The sequence below is a fragment of the Pseudomonas sp. S2_F07 genome, from assembly GCF_054668325.1.
In genome coordinates this window covers 5,988,583-6,005,722 of record NZ_CP162758.1, presented here as the reverse complement: position 1 = coordinate 6,005,722, position 17,140 = coordinate 5,988,583, and the positions used below count along the sequence as shown (strand labels likewise).

The window sequence follows — 17,140 nt, the reverse complement described above, 5'->3', positions numbered from 1 at the left end:
GCGTAAGCTGGAAGATGATGGCCGGCGCTGAGACAGCCGCTCGTCATCCGGTCAGCACCAACCGCGTGCCCCGTCACACCAACATCAGGTAACGACTCACTCCGGGAGACGACCATGATGAACATCAGAATGACTTCGTTGCTCTTGGCCGGATGCTTGTCGGCAACGTCCCTGGCCACCTTTGCGGCGTCCGGCGATAGCCTTGGCACGCCCGGTACGGCACCCGGCGCGACCCGCAATTCAACCCTGCTGCCAGACAACAACCGCCCCAGTGCCCCCTCGGGCAATAGCAGCAGTCGCGGCCCCAGCTCCTCAAGCGGCACTACCGGCGTCAATGGTCCGGGCAGTGGCGCGGGCGGTGGCACCGGTGCGCCCGGTGGCGGAACCGGCGGAGCTGGCGGCGGAACGGGTAGCTGGACAGGCCAAAGCCGCCAATGACCTGCAGTCGTTGAGGGTCTTGGTCGCCCGAGGCTTGCATCGGCTTGACCGCCGGCGGGTTCGGCAGCGCTAACCGAACTCTATACGATCAATCGAGCCTGGTCCGGGAGACAGACCATCGGCAGCAACGGCACTTCAGCGGTCGGAGCGCATCAACGCCTCGACACCACCGGCCATCGACAAGGTTGCCACGCGGTTTCGCCCCGAATGCTTGGCCTGATACAGCGCCGCATCCGCCCGCTCGACAAACACATCCATGCTGTCACGCCCCGACGGCACAAACGAATAGCAACCGAGGCTGACCGTCACATAGCCGTTGGGCGAGCCGGTGTGACTGATGTGCCTGTCGATGACGCTGCGACGGATATGCTCGGCAATCGTCATGGCGCCATGGATGTCGGTGTCCGGCAGCAGCACCGCAAACTCTTCGCCGCCGTAACGCACCGCCAGATCGGCCTTGCGCTGGCAGCAACTTTTCAGCGCGCGCGCCACTTCGGCCAGGCAGTGATCCCCCACCACGTGGCCGTAGGTGTCGTTGTAACGCTTGAAGTAATCGATATCGAGCATGATCAGGCTCAACGGGCTGGCCTGCCGGGCACCGCGCCCAAACTCGACGTCCAGCGCCCGCTCGAACAGTCGGCGGTTGGCCAGCCCGGTCAGGCTGTCGTGGGTGGCGATCAGTTCCAGCGCTTGCTGGGCCCTGCGCAAATCCGACTCGACCCGCTCGCCAACACGCACCTGATGCAGGAACACCCACCCGAACAGCCCCACACCCAGCAGCACCACGGCAACGATGAGACTGGAGCGAAACGCCGTGTCGTACCAGCCCGCGAGAATAGAGTCCGTGGATGACGCAGCAGCGACCACCAGCGGATAGCCCTCCAGCTGTCGGTAACCGTACATGCGCGTCACACCATCAATGGTGGACGCGAACATCGCATTGCCGGAGGTGGCCAGCGGCAGGAACTTCTGGAAGATCTCGCTCTGGGCCAGCGAAACGCCGATCTGCGCCTCTACAAAAGGCCGGCGCGCCAACAACGTGCCATCGGTCAGGCCGAGAAACATCGAGCCGTTGTCGTCGAGGCTGAAGCTTTTGAAGAACTGGTCGAAGTACGACATCTTGATGCCGGCCAGCAATACGCCCTGGAAGTGCCCGTTCCTGTCGTTGACCCGCCCGGAAACCGGAATGATCCACTCGCCGTTTTCCCGACTGCGGATGGCCGGGCCGATATGCGCCACCGACGATACGTTCTGCTGGTGATACTTGAAGTACTCGCGATCGGCGACGCCGGGACCCCGGGGCAGGTTTTCAAACGAGGTCACCACCCACTGGCCCTTCTGGTCGAACAGCAGGATGCCGTGCAATTGATCCAGCGCCAGCACCCGCCGGGCGAAGGTCTGCTGCAAGCGTGGCCGCTGGTCCGGGCCGAAACCATCGACCTGAATCCAGTCCACCAGGCTGGTCAGCACCAGGTCGGCCTTCATGAAGGTATCTTCGGCTTGCTGCGCCATGGCCCGCGTCAGGTTCGAAGACGCCACTTGCGCAAGGCTCAGGTCGTGGCGACGGGACTGTTCCAGTTGCAGGTAGAGCAAACCGCACAGGCACAGGCACACCGTCACAATGAACAATACCGCGGCCTTGCGCAGCGGTATGCGTTTCAATGCGATGCCAGGGGTGTGGTCCAGGTCGTTAAAGCGCGTGGGCAAAAATTCATCCTGTCGGGGGCAAGGCGTGGGCAACAACCCGAAGCCCTCAGTCTTCGTGGGGCGTAGTTTACGGGGTTATCCAGGACAAATGGGTGGCCACTTGCCCAGCGGTATCACGCCTGCCCTGCCTGAGCTGCGAACATGACCCAGGGCAAACACTGCCTGCGCATCAACGAGCTACGATTAGACAGACCTCAATACAGGGAATCGACATGAACAAAGCAGACGAGCTCGCTGCAAAATTGAAACAGACACGGCTGACCAGCGCGGATCAGGCGATCGATGGCTGGCCGGGCCTGGTCTACGAACTGTATCAGCGGATAGAAACCTGGCTGCTGCCCTTGACCGAAGCGGGCCTGGTCCTGCGGCGCAACCCCACCCACGTGTTCGAGAGTCACCCCGATGGCGACGCTTACGACTACGCCATCGACCAGTTGGTGATCACCGGCAACGAGCACAGCATTACCTTTGACCCGGTTGCACGCTTCACCACCGATGGCGAGGGGCGGGTCGAAATCCACACCGCAGGCAATGAACTCGCCCTGTTGCGCACCGTGGATGAACACGGTGAAACACACTGGTGGCTACAAACGATCGAGCAAGCCACCGCGCAGGCAGATGCGGTGGCGCTGACTGAAACCGATCTGCTTGTGGTGGTGCAACAAGGGTTGGCGCTGTAAAAAGGGCACCCACCGCAAATCCTGTGGGAGCGGGCTTGCTCGCGAAGGCGTCGTGTCAATCGCCTCAGGGCGCGCTGACACACCGCTTTCGCGAGCAAGCCCGCTCCCACAATGCCCGGTGTTATTCGTTACTGTTGGTTCTGCCCCGTCACCACCAGCGGTATCTCTGCACGACGCAAGTCCAGGGCCGGCAACTTCGTAGGCTGACTCAGGCCCTGCAGCACCCTGGCATCGTAATCATAAATGTCGGGCTTGAACGTCACCCGCCCGTCATTGCTCAAGTCCACGGTCCAGTAAGCCAACAACACTGGCACTTTCACCGGCAGCAGGACGTTCTCGGTCCGGCCATTGGCCAATTGCTTCTGGATGCCGGCGCTGTTCCAGCGCACCGGGTCGTTGAACAACAACTCGACCAGTTGCAGCGGGTTTTCCACGCGGATGCAGCCTGAACTGGTGGCCCGGACCGTTTTGGCAAACAGTTCGCGGTGCGGCGTGTCATGCAGGTAAATCGCATAGTCGTTGGGGAAACGGATGACCACCTGCCCCAGCGAACTGTCGGGGCCAGCATCCTGACGCAGGTGGATGCCCCGCGGGTTGCTCCAGTCGACACTCGACGGATCGAGCACATTGCCTTCGCGATCAAGCACGCGAATCCGGTTGGCCGCCAGATAGCCCGGATCGTTCTGGACTTTTGGAATCACGTCCTGCTTGAGAATGGTCGGCGGCACGGTCCAGGTCGGGTTGAACGTGATGTAGGTGATTTCGGCCTGGAATACCGGCGTACTGCGCACCGGTTTACCGACTTGCACCCGCGAACGCCAGATCGGCAGACCGTCGCGGTACATCGCCACCTTGTAGCCGGCGATATCGACGATCACGAAGGTGCCCTGAAGCTTGTACAACAGCCACCGGGCGCGCTCCATGTTGACCCGCACCTGATCGATCCGCGCCGCGACCGGCACGTTCAGTGCCGCCAGCGTCGCCGCCCCCGCCACGCCATCGGCCCCCAGGTATTGCTCGGCCTGATATTTCTTCACCGCGGCAATGACCTTATCGTCGTAGCCGGCTTTTTTCGACAGATGCGGGTCCAGGTAACCGCCCGCCACCAGGCGCGCGCGCAGTTGTGAGACCGCCACCCCGTCCATACCGGGCTTGAGCGATTGACCTTCGGTGACTTTCGGCCAGCCGCCCGCATCCTGGACCTGACGCAACCGGGCCAGGCCTTCACGCAAATTGCGGTAAATCTCTTCCTGAGGCGGTGCATCGGCGAATGCACGCGCCACGTCGTGGGCATCGAGGGCGGCAAACAGATTGTTCATGTCCTCGTGGGCATCGCCGCCGGCAGGTTCGAAATTCCAGTGAATGTCCAGCCGCGACGGATCGACCTTGCCCCGTCGCAGTTGCAGCAGCGCGGTGATGAAGGTGCGGGTCGCCGCCATGTCGAACATCGCCCGTTGCGCCGTGGATGGCATGGCCGCCACCAGCGATTCATGGGCCTGGGCCAGTTCGGCTATGCGGAAATCCGATGGGTTCAGGCCGTCGATCCGGGTGTCTTCGAGGCTCTTGAGCAATTGCGCCACGTCACGATCGTCCGTCCACGCGGCGCGATAGTTGCGATGCATATAGAAATCCAGCACCACCCGGCTGACATCCACACGCTGATGGCGCCTGGAGGTGAGCAACGGCGGAAAGGCCGAGCGCAGCGGTTCGAGCGTCGCCTGAATCGCTTGGCCGACCGCGTCGTCGGGCGCCGCGGCATCGATTGTGCTGCTCGGCGCAGATACCGGCTCAATCGGCGAAGTTTGCCCAAACGCCGCACCGCTGATCAGAAAGCCCATAAAAAATATGCGGCTTATGACGAATGACCTTGTTAATTGCACCATGGATAATCCTTAATCCTCCGTTTCAAACGGCTAGCTTTCCACTCGCTGCTAGACTCGAAATTATCATGATGAGACCCGACTATGGCGCTAAACCGCTTTGGCCTTTTATTTGCCATTTTACTGACGTGCCTTTCAGTAACGTCAGCCTACGCCGATTCGCTTGAAAACGCGCTGGTCAAAGCAGCACCCGGCGCCGACGCCAAAGTGATTGCCCTGGCCGTTCGCGCCACCCAATGCAGCCGCGCCCAGGGTGTCGCCCCCGCCCAACGACTGGCGGTGATCGATTACTCCCTGCCCTCGACCGAACAACGCCTGTGGGTCTTCGATCTTAAGCGGCGCAAGTTGCTGTTTCACGAACTCGTCGCCCATGGTCGCAACAGCGGTGAAAACATGGCCACGCTGTTTTCCAACCGCAACGAAAGCCACGCCACCAGCCTCGGCCTGTTCCGCACCCAGCAAAGCTACCTCGGCCAGAACGGTTACTCGTTGCGCATGGAAGGCCTGGAGCCCGGCTTCAACGACAACGCCTTTGACCGGGCCATCGTCATTCACGGCGCGCCCTATGTCAGCCCGGTGCTGGCCCGCGCCAATGGCCGTATCGGCCGCAGCCTGGGTTGCCCCGCCGTCAGACCGGCGATTGCCCACCGGCTGATTGATTCGATGAAGGACGGGCAGTTGCTGTTTTCCTACTACCCGGACCAACGCTGGCTGAAGTCGTCGTCCTACATCAACTGCGGCGGCGACACCGTGGCCTCGAGGGAAAAGTCCACTTCAAGCCAGAAAACGACGCCCAACCTGTCAAAACTGTAATCTTCGCCTCAGCCTGCTGAAAGCACCGCCCGCTAGACTAGTCGACAAGTTCAACAGGCTGACGGGCGGAACACACGGCATGCACTCCCACACTTCAAGACGCACCTTCGTCAAAGGCCTGGCCATCGGCGGGCTCTTCGGCGGCCTCGGGTTATGGCGCACGCCGGTCTGGGCGATCAGCAGCCCCGGCGAACCCCAGGTGCTGGCCGGTAATGATTTCGAGCTGTTCATCGGTGAATCCCCGGTCAACTTCAGCGGCAGCCCGCGCACCGCGATGACCATCAACGGCGGCATCCCCGGCCCGCTGTTGCGCTGGCGTGAAGGCGATACGGTGACGCTGCGGGTGCGCAACAGACTCAAGGACAACACCTCCATTCACTGGCACGGCATCTTGCTGCCGGCGAACATGGACGGCGTGCCGGGGCTGAGCTTCAAGGGCATCGAGCCGGGCGGCATGTACGTCTACCAGTTCACCGTGCGCCAGAACGGCACCTACTGGTATCACAGCCATTCGGGGTTTCAGGAACAATCCGGGGTCTACGGCCCGCTGGTGATCGACGCCAAGGACCCGGAGCCGTTCCAGTACGACCGCGACTACGTGGTAATGCTCAGCGACTGGACCGATGAAGACCCGGTCGGCCTGATGAAGACCCTGAAAAAACAGTCCGATTACTACAACTTCAACAAACGCACCGTGGGCGACTTCATCCACGACGTCAGCGAAAAAGGCTGGGGGCCGACCGTCGCCGACCGCAAGATGTGGGCCGAGATGAAGATGAACCCCACCGACCTGGCGGACGTCGGCGGCGCCACTTACACCTACCTGTTGAACGGCCAGGCGCCGGATTCGAACTGGACCGGGGTGTTCCGCCCGGGGGAAAAGCTGCGGCTGCGCTTCATCAACGGCTCGGCCATGAGCTACTTCGACGTGCGCATCCCCGGCCTGAAAATGACCGTGGTCGCCGCCGATGGCCTGCACGTCAAACCGGTGAGCGTCGACGAGTTTCGCATTGCCGTGGCGGAAACCTTCGACGTTATCGTCGAGCCGACCGAAGCGGCCTACACCCTGTTCGCCCAGGCAATGGATCGCACCGGCTACGCACGGGGCACCCTGGCGCTGAAAGCGGGACAGGTTGCGCCACTGCCGCCACTGGATCCGCGCCCCCTGGTGACCATGGAGGACATGGGCATGGGCGGCATGGACCACGGCAGCATGGCAGGCATGGATCACAGCAACATGCCCGGCATGCAGTCCCACCCGGCCTCGGAAACCGACAACCCGCTGGTGGACATGCAAGCCATGTCCACCTCACCGAAACTCGACGATCCCGGCATGGGCCTGCGCAACAACGGGCGCCGCGTGCTCACCTACTCCGACCTGCGCAGCACCTTCGAAGACCCGGACGGCCGCGAGCCCGGCCGCACCATAGAGCTGCACCTGACCGGCCACATGGAAAAATTCGCCTGGTCGTTCAACGGTGTGAAGTTCTCCGATGCAGAGCCCCTGCGCCTCAAATACGGCGAGCGGCTGCGGATCGTGCTGGTCAACGACACAATGATGATGCACCCCATCCACCTGCACGGCATGTGGAGCGACCTCGAAGACGAGAACGGCCAGTTCATGGTGCGCAAACACACCATCGACATGCCACCGGGCTCCCGGCGCACCTATCGGGTCACTGCCGATGCGCTCGGCCGCTGGGCCTACCACTGCCATCTCCTGTACCACATGGAAATGGGCATGTTCCGTGAAGTTCGCGTGGAAGAATGAGGTGCACCCCATGATTCGATTCACCCCGTTTTTTTTGGCCCTCGCGACCTCGACGGCGATGGCCGCCAGCGATGACATGCAAGGCATGGATCACAGCCTGATGAACCACAGCCAGATGCAGGGCATGGACGACAATCAGATGCAAACCATGGACGAGGGCCAGATGCAGCCCGCCGCCCCCAGCGAAAGCCGTACGCCAATCCCGGTGCTGACCGACGCCGATCGCGCGGCGGTGTATGCCGATCCCGCCGGCCACCACGTACATGACAGCACGCTCAATTCATTCTTCCTCGCCGACAAACTGGAATGGCAGGACGCCGATGACGGCAGCACCCTGGCCTGGGATTTGTCCGGTTGGGTCGGCGGCGACATTGATCGCCTGTGGCTGCGCTCCGAAGGCGAACGCACCAACGGCGTGACCGAGGACGCGGAAATCCAGGCCCTGTGGGGCCACGCCATTTCCCCGTGGTGGGACGTCGTCAGCGGCGTGCGCCAGGACTTCAAACCCGGCGCCCCGCAAACCTGGGCCGCGTTCGGCGTGCAGGGCATGGCGCTGTACAACTTCGAGGCCGAAGCCACGGCCTTCATCGGCGAAGGCGGCCAGAGCGCCGTGCGGCTGGAAGGCGACTACGACATCCTGCTGACCAATCGGCTGATCCTGCAGCCGACCGTCGAACTCAACGCCTACGGCAAAAACGATCCACAACGGGGCATCGGCTCGGGGCTGTCCAACACCGAGGCGGGTTTGCGCCTGCGCTACGAAATCCGCCGGGAATTCGCGCCCTACCTCGGCGTGACCTGGAACCGCACCTACGGCAACACCGCCGACTACGCCAACGACGAAGGCGAGGACCGCGGCGAAACCCGCCTGGTGCTCGGTATTCGGATGTGGTTCTGAACAGACTCACCTAAAATCAACAACAACCGCTTCAAGCGGTAAAGGACCTTGCATGCGCATCATCAAACCCACCGCCGTCGTTATCGCGTTGCTCAGCGGCCTGCTCATGAGCACCCTCGCTCAGGCACACCCCAAACTGCTCGCCTCCACCCCAGCGGATGGCGCGGAAGGTGCGCCACCCGAGAAGATCGAACTGCACTTTTCGGAAAACCTCGTCACCCAGTTTTCCGGCGCCAAACTGCTGATGACCGAAATGGCCGGCATGGCCCACGCCCCGATGCCGGTCAAGGCCAAGGTCAGCGGCGGCAGCGATCCAAAAACCATGTTCATCACCCCGACAGCCCCCCTGGCTGCCGGCACCTACAAGGTCGAATGGCGTGCGGTGTCATCGGACACCCACCCGATCACCGGCAACGTCACCTTCAAAGTGAAATGATCGATGAGCGACTCGGCCAACGTCGTGCTGCGGTTTGTGTTGTATGTGGATTTGATGCTGTTGTTTGGCGTGGCGCTGTTCGGGCTCTACAGCCTCAAGGGACAGGAACGGCTATCCGGGACAGTGCTTCCCTTCCACCGATTGTCGACGGCAACAGTCGGGCTCGGTGCACTGCTGTCCGTCGCGGGCATGGTGCTGATGGTCCGCGCCATGAGCGGCGAATCAGACGTCACCGAGTTGCGCCCTCACCTCGAAATGATGCTGTCCGAGACAGACACGGGGTTGGCCTGGGCCGTGCGGATGATTGCGTTAGCAGTCGCGGGTTTGGCGTTGATGCTCAACCCACGCGCCCCCGGCATCAGCCTGGTGATCGCCGCCACGGCCGGCGGCATCTCCCTCGCCAGCCTGGCCTGGAACGGGCATGGCGCCATGGACGAAGGCAGCCGCCGTTTCTGGCACTTTACAACGGACATCCTGCACCTGTTGGCCGCCGGCGCCTGGCTCGGTGCGCTGCTGGCGTTTGCGTTGATGGCGCAACCCCGGGCCCTGCAAACCGAAGCACACATACGCTTGTTGGCTCGCGCAGTCAGGCGATTTGAGCTTGTCGGCGCGCTGGTCGTTCTGATCATCACCGTCACGGGCGTGGTGAACTACCTGTTCATCGTCGGGCCGAAACTCGATGAGGTTTTACTCAGCCAGTACGGAGTTCTGCTGGCGATCAAAGTGCTGTTGTTTGCCGGGATGCTGGCGTTGGCGGCGCTGAACCGCTTTCATCTTGGCCCCTTGCTGGAGCGGTCGTTGCGGGAGGGCCAGTATCGCGTGGCAGCCCATGCGCTTCGGCGCAGTGTGGTGGTGGAAATGGCCGCGGCGTTTTTGATTGTGGGGTTGGTGGCGTGGTTGGGGACGTTGAGTCCGGAAATGGAGTGAGCCATCTTTAGGGGGCGTTGATTTTTCATAGCGGTGAAAAAACGGCACCTTCCGGTGCCGTTCGAATTTCGCAGTCCTGCTTTAACTTATCTTGCCCAGTGTCCCGGCCTTGTCACAGAGGTCCATTTGGCTATGACGGGAAATGCCGAGGGCTGTTTTAAGCTTGAGGTGATAGCCCCAAATATCACTCCAACTTCATCAGCCCATACGCAATGAATCCCCAAACAGCAATGCCTACCAGCATTACCGCTTTGATTTTCAAAAGACGCTTTAGATGTGGGGGAAAGTTTTTAATATCCTCGGGGTCCAGCTCGCCAATGCGGATTGAAACCCTTGGCATAGTCACCATCCCGGCGATTTTTGCTATTAGCAAGAGGCCCCCAAACCACCCCTGCTGCCGCAAACCTGGCCCCCAGGTGTGGACATAACGACTATTTTTTAAGGCCTCCAGCATGGCATCAAGGTAACGCCATCTGAGGTACAGACTGTATGCAGTGCTCGCAATGGCCAGCAAGATCGGACCGGCTAGAAGCCAAAAAGCTAGCCAAGACATCCAAAAACCCTTTCCCATCATGGATGGGTTTTCTCGTATAAAATTTCACCCATTAACTCACCTCCATCCCCCATATAAGTCGTACCCACCCATGCTCCAGCACCTATCAAGGTCGCGACGCAGACAACTCCTCCAACTCCGGTAGATACTCCAAGTGCCAGACAGATAGGTCCACTGACATATTTACCTATCTCTGCACCCGCAACGCCACCAAAGGTGGACCCAACAAACTTTCCTCCCTCCGTAAACCTGACCTTCTCGCACGCAGTTCCAGAGTCACCAACACAAACCTCCTGAATAGCCAGCAACGACGAAACTCCGCCAATGCCAATCCCGATGTAACCACCGGTGCTCATGTACTTGGCAGCCCGACTGATTGCATTCACATGAGTGGAATACCCTGGTATCTGCCCCGGCGCCCCGGCCTTGTCCCAATGGTGCACCAGGCTGCGACTGGAAATGCCGAGCGCCGTCTTCAGCTTCGGGTGATCGCCCAAGGTAGTCTGGCCACGCAGGCGAGTGGAGTTCAGCAGATGAGCATCGAGTTGGGCGAGCAGCCGCTGGCGCTCGGCGAAGAACTGCGGCGACCGCAGGTGGCCATGCTGACGATAGCTGTCCTGATGCAGGCGCTCCATGGCTTGCAGGGTGTCGCGCAATCGGGTCAGGTGTTTTTCCATCACCACCGCGCTGACGCCAAGCCAGGTCGAGGTACGGCCGGTAAAACTGGCGATTTCAGCACCGTGGCGGAACATGAATTCGGCTTCGTCCGGCGTCAGGGGATCGAGGGCCAACTTGACCTGCTGCGCGGCCTGCATCAGTTGCGCTTCCTGATAGGTGCAGGAGTGGTTGTTCGGGTCGCCGAGCACGATCAGCGAACCGGCCTTGATATCGCCTCGCTCAGGATTGAGCGCTCGAAACTTGCGCATCACGACGGCATCGGGTGTGGCGAACAGTGTGGCCTCCATGGCCTCGCGGGTCATGCTTTTGGGCACCACATAGAAGCCCGGTTCTTGAGGTTCCGCGCGGGCGAATATCGCAGGCGCTGGAGGGTTCGAAGGGGCGAAACCAGGCTGGCGTGGCGCGGCCGGTTGACTGGTTGCCGCACTGGAAACGGGTTGCACAACGCTCCTGCCCGTTCGCGGTGCAGAATTGGCGCTGCGATAGGTCGCCGTGACCATCGAAGGGATCAGCCGGGCTTTGCAGGGGCAATCGCTATGACTGTCCAGCGTGCCCGCCAAGGCTTTGCCATGACTGATCATGTACGAAATGCCACCCACGATCTTGTAAGTCTTGCCATCCTTGCCACAGCTGACTCGATCACCTTCGCGGGCATGGGCGATACCGAACATCATGACGCCGGTATGACCATCCAGGACTTTGCCACCACAGGTAGTCTTGTCATCCAGACCAATGAAATGTCCCTCGTTCATTGATGTTCTTCCTGCTTGATGGAGGGCAGAAAATCCTCGGCCATCGCTACACCTTCACGTCCCACCAACAAACAACCGCCTTGCAAGGTGTTGATGATCTCGTCTCCATTGCAAAGACGACTGCCGACCAGCGCCACATCGCTATTTCCTTGTCCCGCGCCCGTGACGATCTGCGCCGTACGCCCATCGGCGTACACGACGTAGTCGCCTTTCTGTGCCGCCCGTACTTTCTGGCCGCTCTCTAATGTGAACTCCAGGTGAGCAACTCCCTGCTTGATCACCCCGCCATCGCGGGTTTGACTGCCCTCAGTCGCGATTCGGTAAATGGCGTGAGCGGGATGAGCTTCCATGTATGCCTGCCCCTGGCGAACAACTGCCAAAGCTTCGTCGCAAAAGTGCGCAAGTCGCTCTTCAGTGAAATTTGGGGCGTCAAGACTGCGGAGAAATTCAGGAGAAACTTCGTTGGTATACAAGGGGTGCACAGGTGCATTCATTTGCCACTTCCTTATCGTCATCGGTTTGAGTTGCCTTCCCTCTCGGCAGAAGTGCTGAGCAAAGAGAAGATTGGACGACGACGAATAAGACGGTGGAGTGCGTGCTGAAAGCAATACACTGGCATAGCCAAATGAACGAATAGGAATTTTCGCAATAACCAACAACCCATTTCCTACAACGGTAGTTACAAGAAGTATTTTTTTGCGCAGTGGAGGCCCGCTGTGTGTGTGGTTTTTTCGCGTGCGAGCGTAGTCCGATGGGTTAACTAAAAAACGACATCTTCCCGAACCGGATTTTTCACACCCATGAAAACTTCACTACACTCCCCGCTTCAATACCACTCCAGCACAAAAGCCCGATAACAATGAAAAACATCAAAAGAGCAATGATGCTCGGCGGCTTGCTCGCACTCTCCCTTGGCGCCCTGGCAGAACCTTCGCACCTGGACAGCGTCATGCAACAGGGACAACTGCGCGTCTGCACCACCGGCGACTACAAGCCCTACACCCTCAAAGCCGAGGACGGCGAATATTCCGGCATCGACATCGCCATGGCCCGCGCCCTGGCCGACAGCCTTGGCGTCAAGGTCGAGTGGGTGCCCACCACCTGGAAAACCCTGATGCCCGACATGCTCGCCGGCAAGTGCGACATCGCCATGGGCGGCATCTCGGTCACCCTGGAACGGCAGAAAAAAGCCTTCTTCAGCAGCATCCTCGACGTCGACGGCAAAATCCCCCTGGTGCGCTGCGAAGACCAGGCGCTGTACCAGACCGTCGAACAGATCAACCAGCCAACGGTTCGCCTGGTCGAACCCGCCGGCGGCACCAACGAAGCCTTCGTCCACGCCTACCTGCCCAAGGCGCAATTGCAACTGCGCGACAACGTGAGCATCTTTCAGGAATTGCTGGATAAAAAAGCCGACGTGATGATCACCGACGCCTCGGAGGCGCTGTACCAGCAGAAGCTCAAGCCGGGCCTGTGCGCGGTCAACCCCACGCACTACATGCAATACGGCGAAAAAGCCTACCTGCTGCCCCGCGACGACATCACCTGGAAGCTGTACGTCGATCAGTGGCTGCACCTGGCCAAGGCAACAGGCAACTACCAGAAGATCCTGCGCCAGTGGCTGGCGGTGCCTGGGGGTAAATAACGGCGTGCCCGCCACTGAAATGGAGACCGCCGCCTGATCGACTGTCCCGCAAGCCGTGACGCGCCAACAGCCCGCCAAGGCTCTACCTCATGGCTTGTTAAATATCGTTACATGATTAAAACTACTATCGCACCGGTAGCAAGCCGGTCATATGCAAGACGCGTTGACACGCACCGAACGAAAACTCGGTCGATGCCTCGACCGAGCAGCCCCCTCAAAAAAAGGACAGACAATGAGCAGCACGGATGAATTGCAAACCTACAACGCCAGCCCGAAATGGCAAGAACGTTTCGCTTTTTTTGATCAACACGGCAGCCCCAAAAGCCCCGAATTCAAAACGGCTTTCAAACAGTTGCCAGCGCGCAAGCGCATCCTGATCAACCTGAACTTCATCGCGTTTTTTTTCGGGCCGATCTATTTCTTCGTACTTGGGCTGTGGAAAAAGAACCTGGCAATCATCGCGATCATCGTTGCCCTTTCCTTTGCCCTGGCATTGATTTTCACCCTGCTGGGTTATGAAGAAGCGCCCAAGGCCCTTGACACCGGCATGAACGTCGCTTTTGCACTTATGTACGGATTGAGCGCCAACTACGCCTACTACCTGAAACAGGTAAAAGGTTCGCAAGGCTGGAATCCTTTTGAAGGCTTGAGGTTCGTCTGAGTCTCACCCGAAGCGCAACGGTGGAAATCACTCCACCGTTGTGCCACCAGTCAATCGTCGCGCAACAACCCCGAACTGTACTCGCCGAAGCTGTTGCCGAGCGCACTGCCATGTAAATTCAGTTGGTTGGGGTTGTGGGTCGGCCCTGGACCGAAACCGTTAGACGACTGCGAGTCATCCGGATAACGGTCGTCGGTACTCACACCCGAACAGGCGCTCAACAGCACGACGCCCGCGATCAGCGAGACTTTGATCAGGTTTGCGATCATTTTGCAGGTTCCTGTGGGTGTGGAAGCAGATTGAAGAGCTTTGGCCTGGATCCTATGCAGGTTAATGGCCAGGCATGATGAAACTTAGCGCTGCGACAGCTCCGGTTCAGGAACAGTCGAAATGTCGGCAACGCAACGCCCGTTAAATCGTCCTGGGACCCGTTCGCGCCCCACAAGCCCATTCCTGATAAACTCCCCACCTCCCAGCCTCACCGATTCCAGATCCCCCATGTCCGCAGCCACCGCCACACCTGCCCCGCTCTCCCGCCGTTTCTCCGTCGCGCCTATGATGGATTGGACCGACTAAAATAATATTTCGTTATATTTCAGCATCATAAAAACAAAAACATCCTTGCTGCAGCAAAAAGCAAGCAATGAAAAAGGCTGAAATAACCCCTAAAGAGCTATTTTTTACACGAAAGTCTGTCCAATCCATGACATACCGGACTGGCATCCCAGACATGACGCTAAGCGATTCCTCAAACTAGGCCAGCAATCATGACCGCTGCGCTGGAGTAAAACTGAGCAAGGGATTCGAACCTCTTCACGCATCAGTGAGGACTGCATCCAGACTATAAAGCACGGTACTTTCGCTCTCCTGCTGTAGCGTACTACGGTCTATAGCGGTCCTGAATCCACCCTAATTACCCCAAACCCCTTCCTGTTTAGCAAAGCTAGCCGTGATTGAATTGGGCATTTTCGGTGGCAGCCGGCAATCCCAGTGATTGCCACTTATAAAGTATCTCGATAGACCACTTTCGGCCAAAAGCCGTCATCGAGTGCCTAGGAAATCCGGGGCCACTCCCTAGGTTGGAGGAGGCAATAGTCGAACAATGCGCGTGGACTTAAGCCAGAGGCCTGATGGACAAAATAATGGCAAAAGAATAGCGTTCCATCAGTGCACGCATTTCAATCGAATAAGCAGCGTGCCTACCTGATGAAGCACTCGACGTCAAAGGAAGGGTTATGGGCTGGGATTACACAAGGAAAGAACAAATAAAAGCAGAGATCGAGAAGCTGCTCAGAGAAGAAATGCGTTTGGCAGGTATTCCCGAAACAGCGCTAGAAGACGCGCTTCGCAAGCTGATGGACTCTACCATACGGATATCGCCACCAGAAGAAGAGTCACAGTTCATGGAGATGATTGTCATGAACTCGTCGGCCAGAGGAGGGGGAGGAGCACCAAACCGGGTAATATCAGGCTGGATTTAGGTCTGTTGCTTGAGACCATAGCTGGGGGGGCGCTGACTCTCGAGTCAATAAACACTTGGTGGACGCTACCGCTGGGTCTGTTGATGGTGTTGCGTAGCCTTAGTCGAAATCTGAACGTCCAGTTGACCGAGTCTGATGCCATAACCATCTTGGCCATGTGGCAAGCTGGCATCAATGATGGCTTGATCGCCAAACTTGCAGATATTAAGGCCTATGCCGACCTGCACGCGAAAAAGTACGAGCGGAACGTCCTCTCCCCTGCTGATATCCTGCATTCCATAACCAATCTTGTGGCTATTGGTAGCGTCAAGCCGATCACAGGCGTAGCCGACAAATGGAAGGTTCATGAGGAGATAAGATTTATCTACCGATGACCACGTAGGACAAAAGGGAGGAGGAATTTATTTTTTAAAGACTTGTCCAGAGTTCGAAAGCATTTTTTCAGATGCCAGCTATAGGTAAAGGCCGAATTGAATCGTCCCTAGTTTCATAGACGTATCTGACTGGCTACTTGTGGCCGATTTCTGACTGTCGTCACCGTCAGCTTTGGGTGCCGTCCATCGTGACTACTTGGTTCCGAACCACTACGGCCAGCGGTGACGCGCTTTGACCAGTCCATTTCGAGCTCAAGGCGGAAATGACAAGCATACTTCGATAAAATATCGGAGATTCACCAATGGGCCAAACCACTTACTATTGGCTGAATGGTCAATAGAAACCTACGAAAATGTTTTAGTGATAGCCAAGATAAATGGGGGCTTTAAATTGAATGATAAAAGCAAGTACTCAATGAACAAACTTGATAAAATGTTCTCTCGCGAGGCAGTGATTGAATCCCCCCACATGATGGTGCTTCTCGGGTATTTAAGTCAGAACCACGACACCCCTAAGTATGGCTGGCGAAAAAATGGGCTTCGTTACCACTATACTGATGCAGCAGGTTTATTAGGCATTATTCAAAATGGTCGGTTGTGGGCGACTGACCTTCGCTTCCTGAATGATCCGTCGGAAGGGACTTACTTGCCCGAAAGGCTACTGGAACTAATGGCCTCGAAGCCGGGGGGAGTTAGTGACACCGAGCAGAAAATCATCAAGGGTGTAAAAGATGCTCTCCACTCCCCACGCTCAAATTATCCTGCCTTCTGCGTCAGTCTTTCGGCCAATGGTGATCTGCTTAGCCAATGGCGGGGGTATGGCGACTTCGGTAAAGGCTACGCGATTGGTCTGAATCTTGATTTCGGTGCGCCACACCCGCAGATTGCTCATTTTTATGATGTGGTTTATGGCGATGACCAATTTATGGATCTTGCCGTTGATCTTCTCGAACTTTTCGTATCTGCCACTGCCAAGTGGAAGGATATGATGTATGGAGAGTGGGCAACCACATTAAACGTTATTGCGAAGTCTTTTAAACATCAAGGCTATAGTGAAGAGCAAGAAAGCCGCTTGATATGCAGCCACACCAGCGAGGGCGTTGACAACTTTACGAATGAACGCCCCCTAAAGTTTAGAGCAAAGGGGAGCGATCTGATACCCTATATACCAATGTCTTTAGGGCTACTTACAGACGACAATGAGCCTAGACTACCTATAGAACGCATTGTTGTAGGTCCCGGCGTCGACTTTGAGCGAAATTATGCGTCTATTGCAAATTTACTAAAAGCGAACTCCTATAAGAATGTAAAAATTGAACGCTCAATTATTCCATTCCGACCTTGAACACCAACGCGTTTGACGGTAGTTTTTTTTTGATTGCTATCTCACGACAGACAGCACTCGGCCAGAAGCTGCCGTTGCCACAAGTGATTGAATGACCAAAT

General features: G+C 58.1%; 18 protein-coding genes. 12 read left to right on the top strand and 6 right to left on the bottom strand.

Annotated elements, in window-relative coordinates; genetic code table 11:
- The first annotated feature begins 114 nt into the window (after window positions 1-114).
- Complete coding sequence (locus AB4O40_RS27295; protein ID WP_223542397.1) at window positions 115-438, top strand: hypothetical protein; 324 nt, start codon at window positions 115-117, stop codon at window positions 436-438.
- A 135-nt stretch (window positions 439-573) separates the two neighbouring features.
- On the opposite strand, the gene AB4O40_RS27290 is transcribed toward AB4O40_RS27295, so the two are convergent.
- Window positions 574-2,145, bottom strand: coding sequence for a sensor domain-containing diguanylate cyclase (locus AB4O40_RS27290; RefSeq protein ID WP_460154621.1), 1,572 nt, complete (start codon window positions 2,143-2,145; stop codon window positions 574-576).
- 212 nt (window positions 2,146-2,357) lie between these two features.
- Between AB4O40_RS27290 and AB4O40_RS27285 the strand changes: the two genes are divergently transcribed.
- On the top strand, window positions 2,358-2,825 hold the full coding sequence (locus AB4O40_RS27285; protein ID WP_414918947.1) for a hypothetical protein: 468 nt from the start codon (window positions 2,358-2,360) through the stop codon (window positions 2,823-2,825).
- Between the two features lie 128 nt (window positions 2,826-2,953).
- On the opposite strand, the gene AB4O40_RS27280 is transcribed toward AB4O40_RS27285, so the two are convergent.
- The gene (locus AB4O40_RS27280; RefSeq protein WP_056722108.1) at window positions 2,954-4,708 is read right to left on the bottom strand and encodes a L,D-transpeptidase family protein; all 1,755 of its coding nucleotides are present in this window, start codon (window positions 4,706-4,708) and stop codon (window positions 2,954-2,956) included.
- A gap of 81 nt (window positions 4,709-4,789) precedes the next feature.
- On the opposite strand from AB4O40_RS27280, the gene AB4O40_RS27275 reads away from it, so the two are divergent.
- The 5 genes from AB4O40_RS27275 (at window position 4,790) to copD (ending at window position 9,550) form a co-directional block, all read left to right on the top strand.
- Entirely contained in the window at window positions 4,790-5,518 is a 729-nt protein-coding gene (locus AB4O40_RS27275) for a murein L,D-transpeptidase catalytic domain family protein (RefSeq protein ID WP_056722106.1), read from the top strand.
- 79 nt (window positions 5,519-5,597) lie between these two features.
- Window positions 5,598-7,289, top strand: coding sequence for a copper resistance system multicopper oxidase (locus AB4O40_RS27270; RefSeq protein WP_223542393.1), 1,692 nt, complete (start codon window positions 5,598-5,600; stop codon window positions 7,287-7,289).
- 10 nt (window positions 7,290-7,299) lie between these two features.
- Window positions 7,300-8,187: a copper resistance protein B gene (locus AB4O40_RS27265; protein WP_223542392.1), complete on the top strand. Its 888-nt coding sequence runs from the start codon at window positions 7,300-7,302 to the stop codon at window positions 8,185-8,187.
- 52 nt (window positions 8,188-8,239) lie between these two features.
- Window positions 8,240-8,623 carry a copper homeostasis periplasmic binding protein CopC gene (copC, locus tag AB4O40_RS27260; protein ID WP_056722101.1) on the top strand — a complete coding sequence of 128 codons (384 nt, stop codon included), beginning with the start codon at window positions 8,240-8,242 and terminating at the stop codon, window positions 8,621-8,623.
- A gap of 3 nt (window positions 8,624-8,626) precedes the next feature.
- Window positions 8,627-9,550 carry a copper homeostasis membrane protein CopD gene (copD, locus tag AB4O40_RS27255; protein WP_409079150.1) on the top strand — a complete coding sequence of 308 codons (924 nt, stop codon included), beginning with the start codon at window positions 8,627-8,629 and terminating at the stop codon, window positions 9,548-9,550.
- A gap of 184 nt (window positions 9,551-9,734) precedes the next feature.
- On the opposite strand, the gene AB4O40_RS27250 is transcribed toward copD, so the two are convergent.
- Genes AB4O40_RS27250 through AB4O40_RS27240 form a run of 3 tightly spaced genes read right to left on the bottom strand, consistent with a single transcriptional unit; the run spans window position 9,735 to window position 12,027 of the window.
- Window positions 9,735-10,103 carry a hypothetical protein gene (locus AB4O40_RS27250; protein WP_223542390.1) on the bottom strand — a complete coding sequence of 123 codons (369 nt, stop codon included), beginning with the start codon at window positions 10,101-10,103 and terminating at the stop codon, window positions 9,735-9,737.
- A 17-nt stretch (window positions 10,104-10,120) separates the two neighbouring features.
- Complete coding sequence (locus tag AB4O40_RS27245; RefSeq protein ID WP_056722095.1) at window positions 10,121-11,533, bottom strand: PAAR domain-containing protein; 1,413 nt, start codon at window positions 11,531-11,533, stop codon at window positions 10,121-10,123.
- Window positions 11,530-12,027: a hypothetical protein gene (locus AB4O40_RS27240; protein WP_223542389.1), complete on the bottom strand. Its 498-nt coding sequence runs from the start codon at window positions 12,025-12,027 to the stop codon at window positions 11,530-11,532. Before AB4O40_RS27240 ends, AB4O40_RS27245 begins: the two co-directional genes overlap by 4 nt.
- Window positions 12,028-12,416: 389 nt before the next feature.
- On the opposite strand from AB4O40_RS27240, the gene AB4O40_RS27235 reads away from it, so the two are divergent.
- Both AB4O40_RS27235 and AB4O40_RS27230 read left to right on the top strand, forming a co-directional pair.
- Entirely contained in the window at window positions 12,417-13,178 is a 762-nt protein-coding gene (locus AB4O40_RS27235; RefSeq protein ID WP_460058035.1) for a transporter substrate-binding domain-containing protein, read from the top strand.
- 232 nt (window positions 13,179-13,410) lie between these two features.
- Window positions 13,411-13,839: a DUF2628 domain-containing protein gene (locus AB4O40_RS27230; protein WP_056722089.1), complete on the top strand. Its 429-nt coding sequence runs from the start codon at window positions 13,411-13,413 to the stop codon at window positions 13,837-13,839.
- A 50-nt stretch (window positions 13,840-13,889) separates the two neighbouring features.
- Here the strand turns inward: AB4O40_RS27230 and AB4O40_RS27225 are convergent, their stop codons facing one another.
- A complete protein-coding gene (locus AB4O40_RS27225) occupies window positions 13,890-14,108 on the bottom strand; it encodes a hypothetical protein (RefSeq protein WP_223542387.1) in 219 nt (72 codons plus the stop codon).
- Window positions 14,109-15,074: 966 nt separating this feature from the next.
- On the opposite strand from AB4O40_RS27225, the gene AB4O40_RS27220 reads away from it, so the two are divergent.
- The 3 genes from AB4O40_RS27220 to AB4O40_RS27210 all read left to right on the top strand — a co-directional run bounded on the left by AB4O40_RS27220 (window position 15,075) and on the right by AB4O40_RS27210 (window position 17,039).
- Window positions 15,075-15,320, top strand: coding sequence for a hypothetical protein (locus AB4O40_RS27220; protein ID WP_460057125.1), 246 nt, complete (start codon window positions 15,075-15,077; stop codon window positions 15,318-15,320).
- A 5-nt stretch (window positions 15,321-15,325) separates the two neighbouring features.
- Window positions 15,326-15,694, top strand: coding sequence for a hypothetical protein (locus tag AB4O40_RS27215; RefSeq protein ID WP_460057128.1), 369 nt, complete (start codon window positions 15,326-15,328; stop codon window positions 15,692-15,694).
- 232 nt (window positions 15,695-15,926) lie between these two features.
- A complete protein-coding gene (locus AB4O40_RS27210; RefSeq protein WP_460057131.1) occupies window positions 15,927-17,039 on the top strand; it encodes a DUF2971 domain-containing protein in 1,113 nt (370 codons plus the stop codon).
- Window positions 17,040-17,140 lie beyond the last annotated feature (101 nt).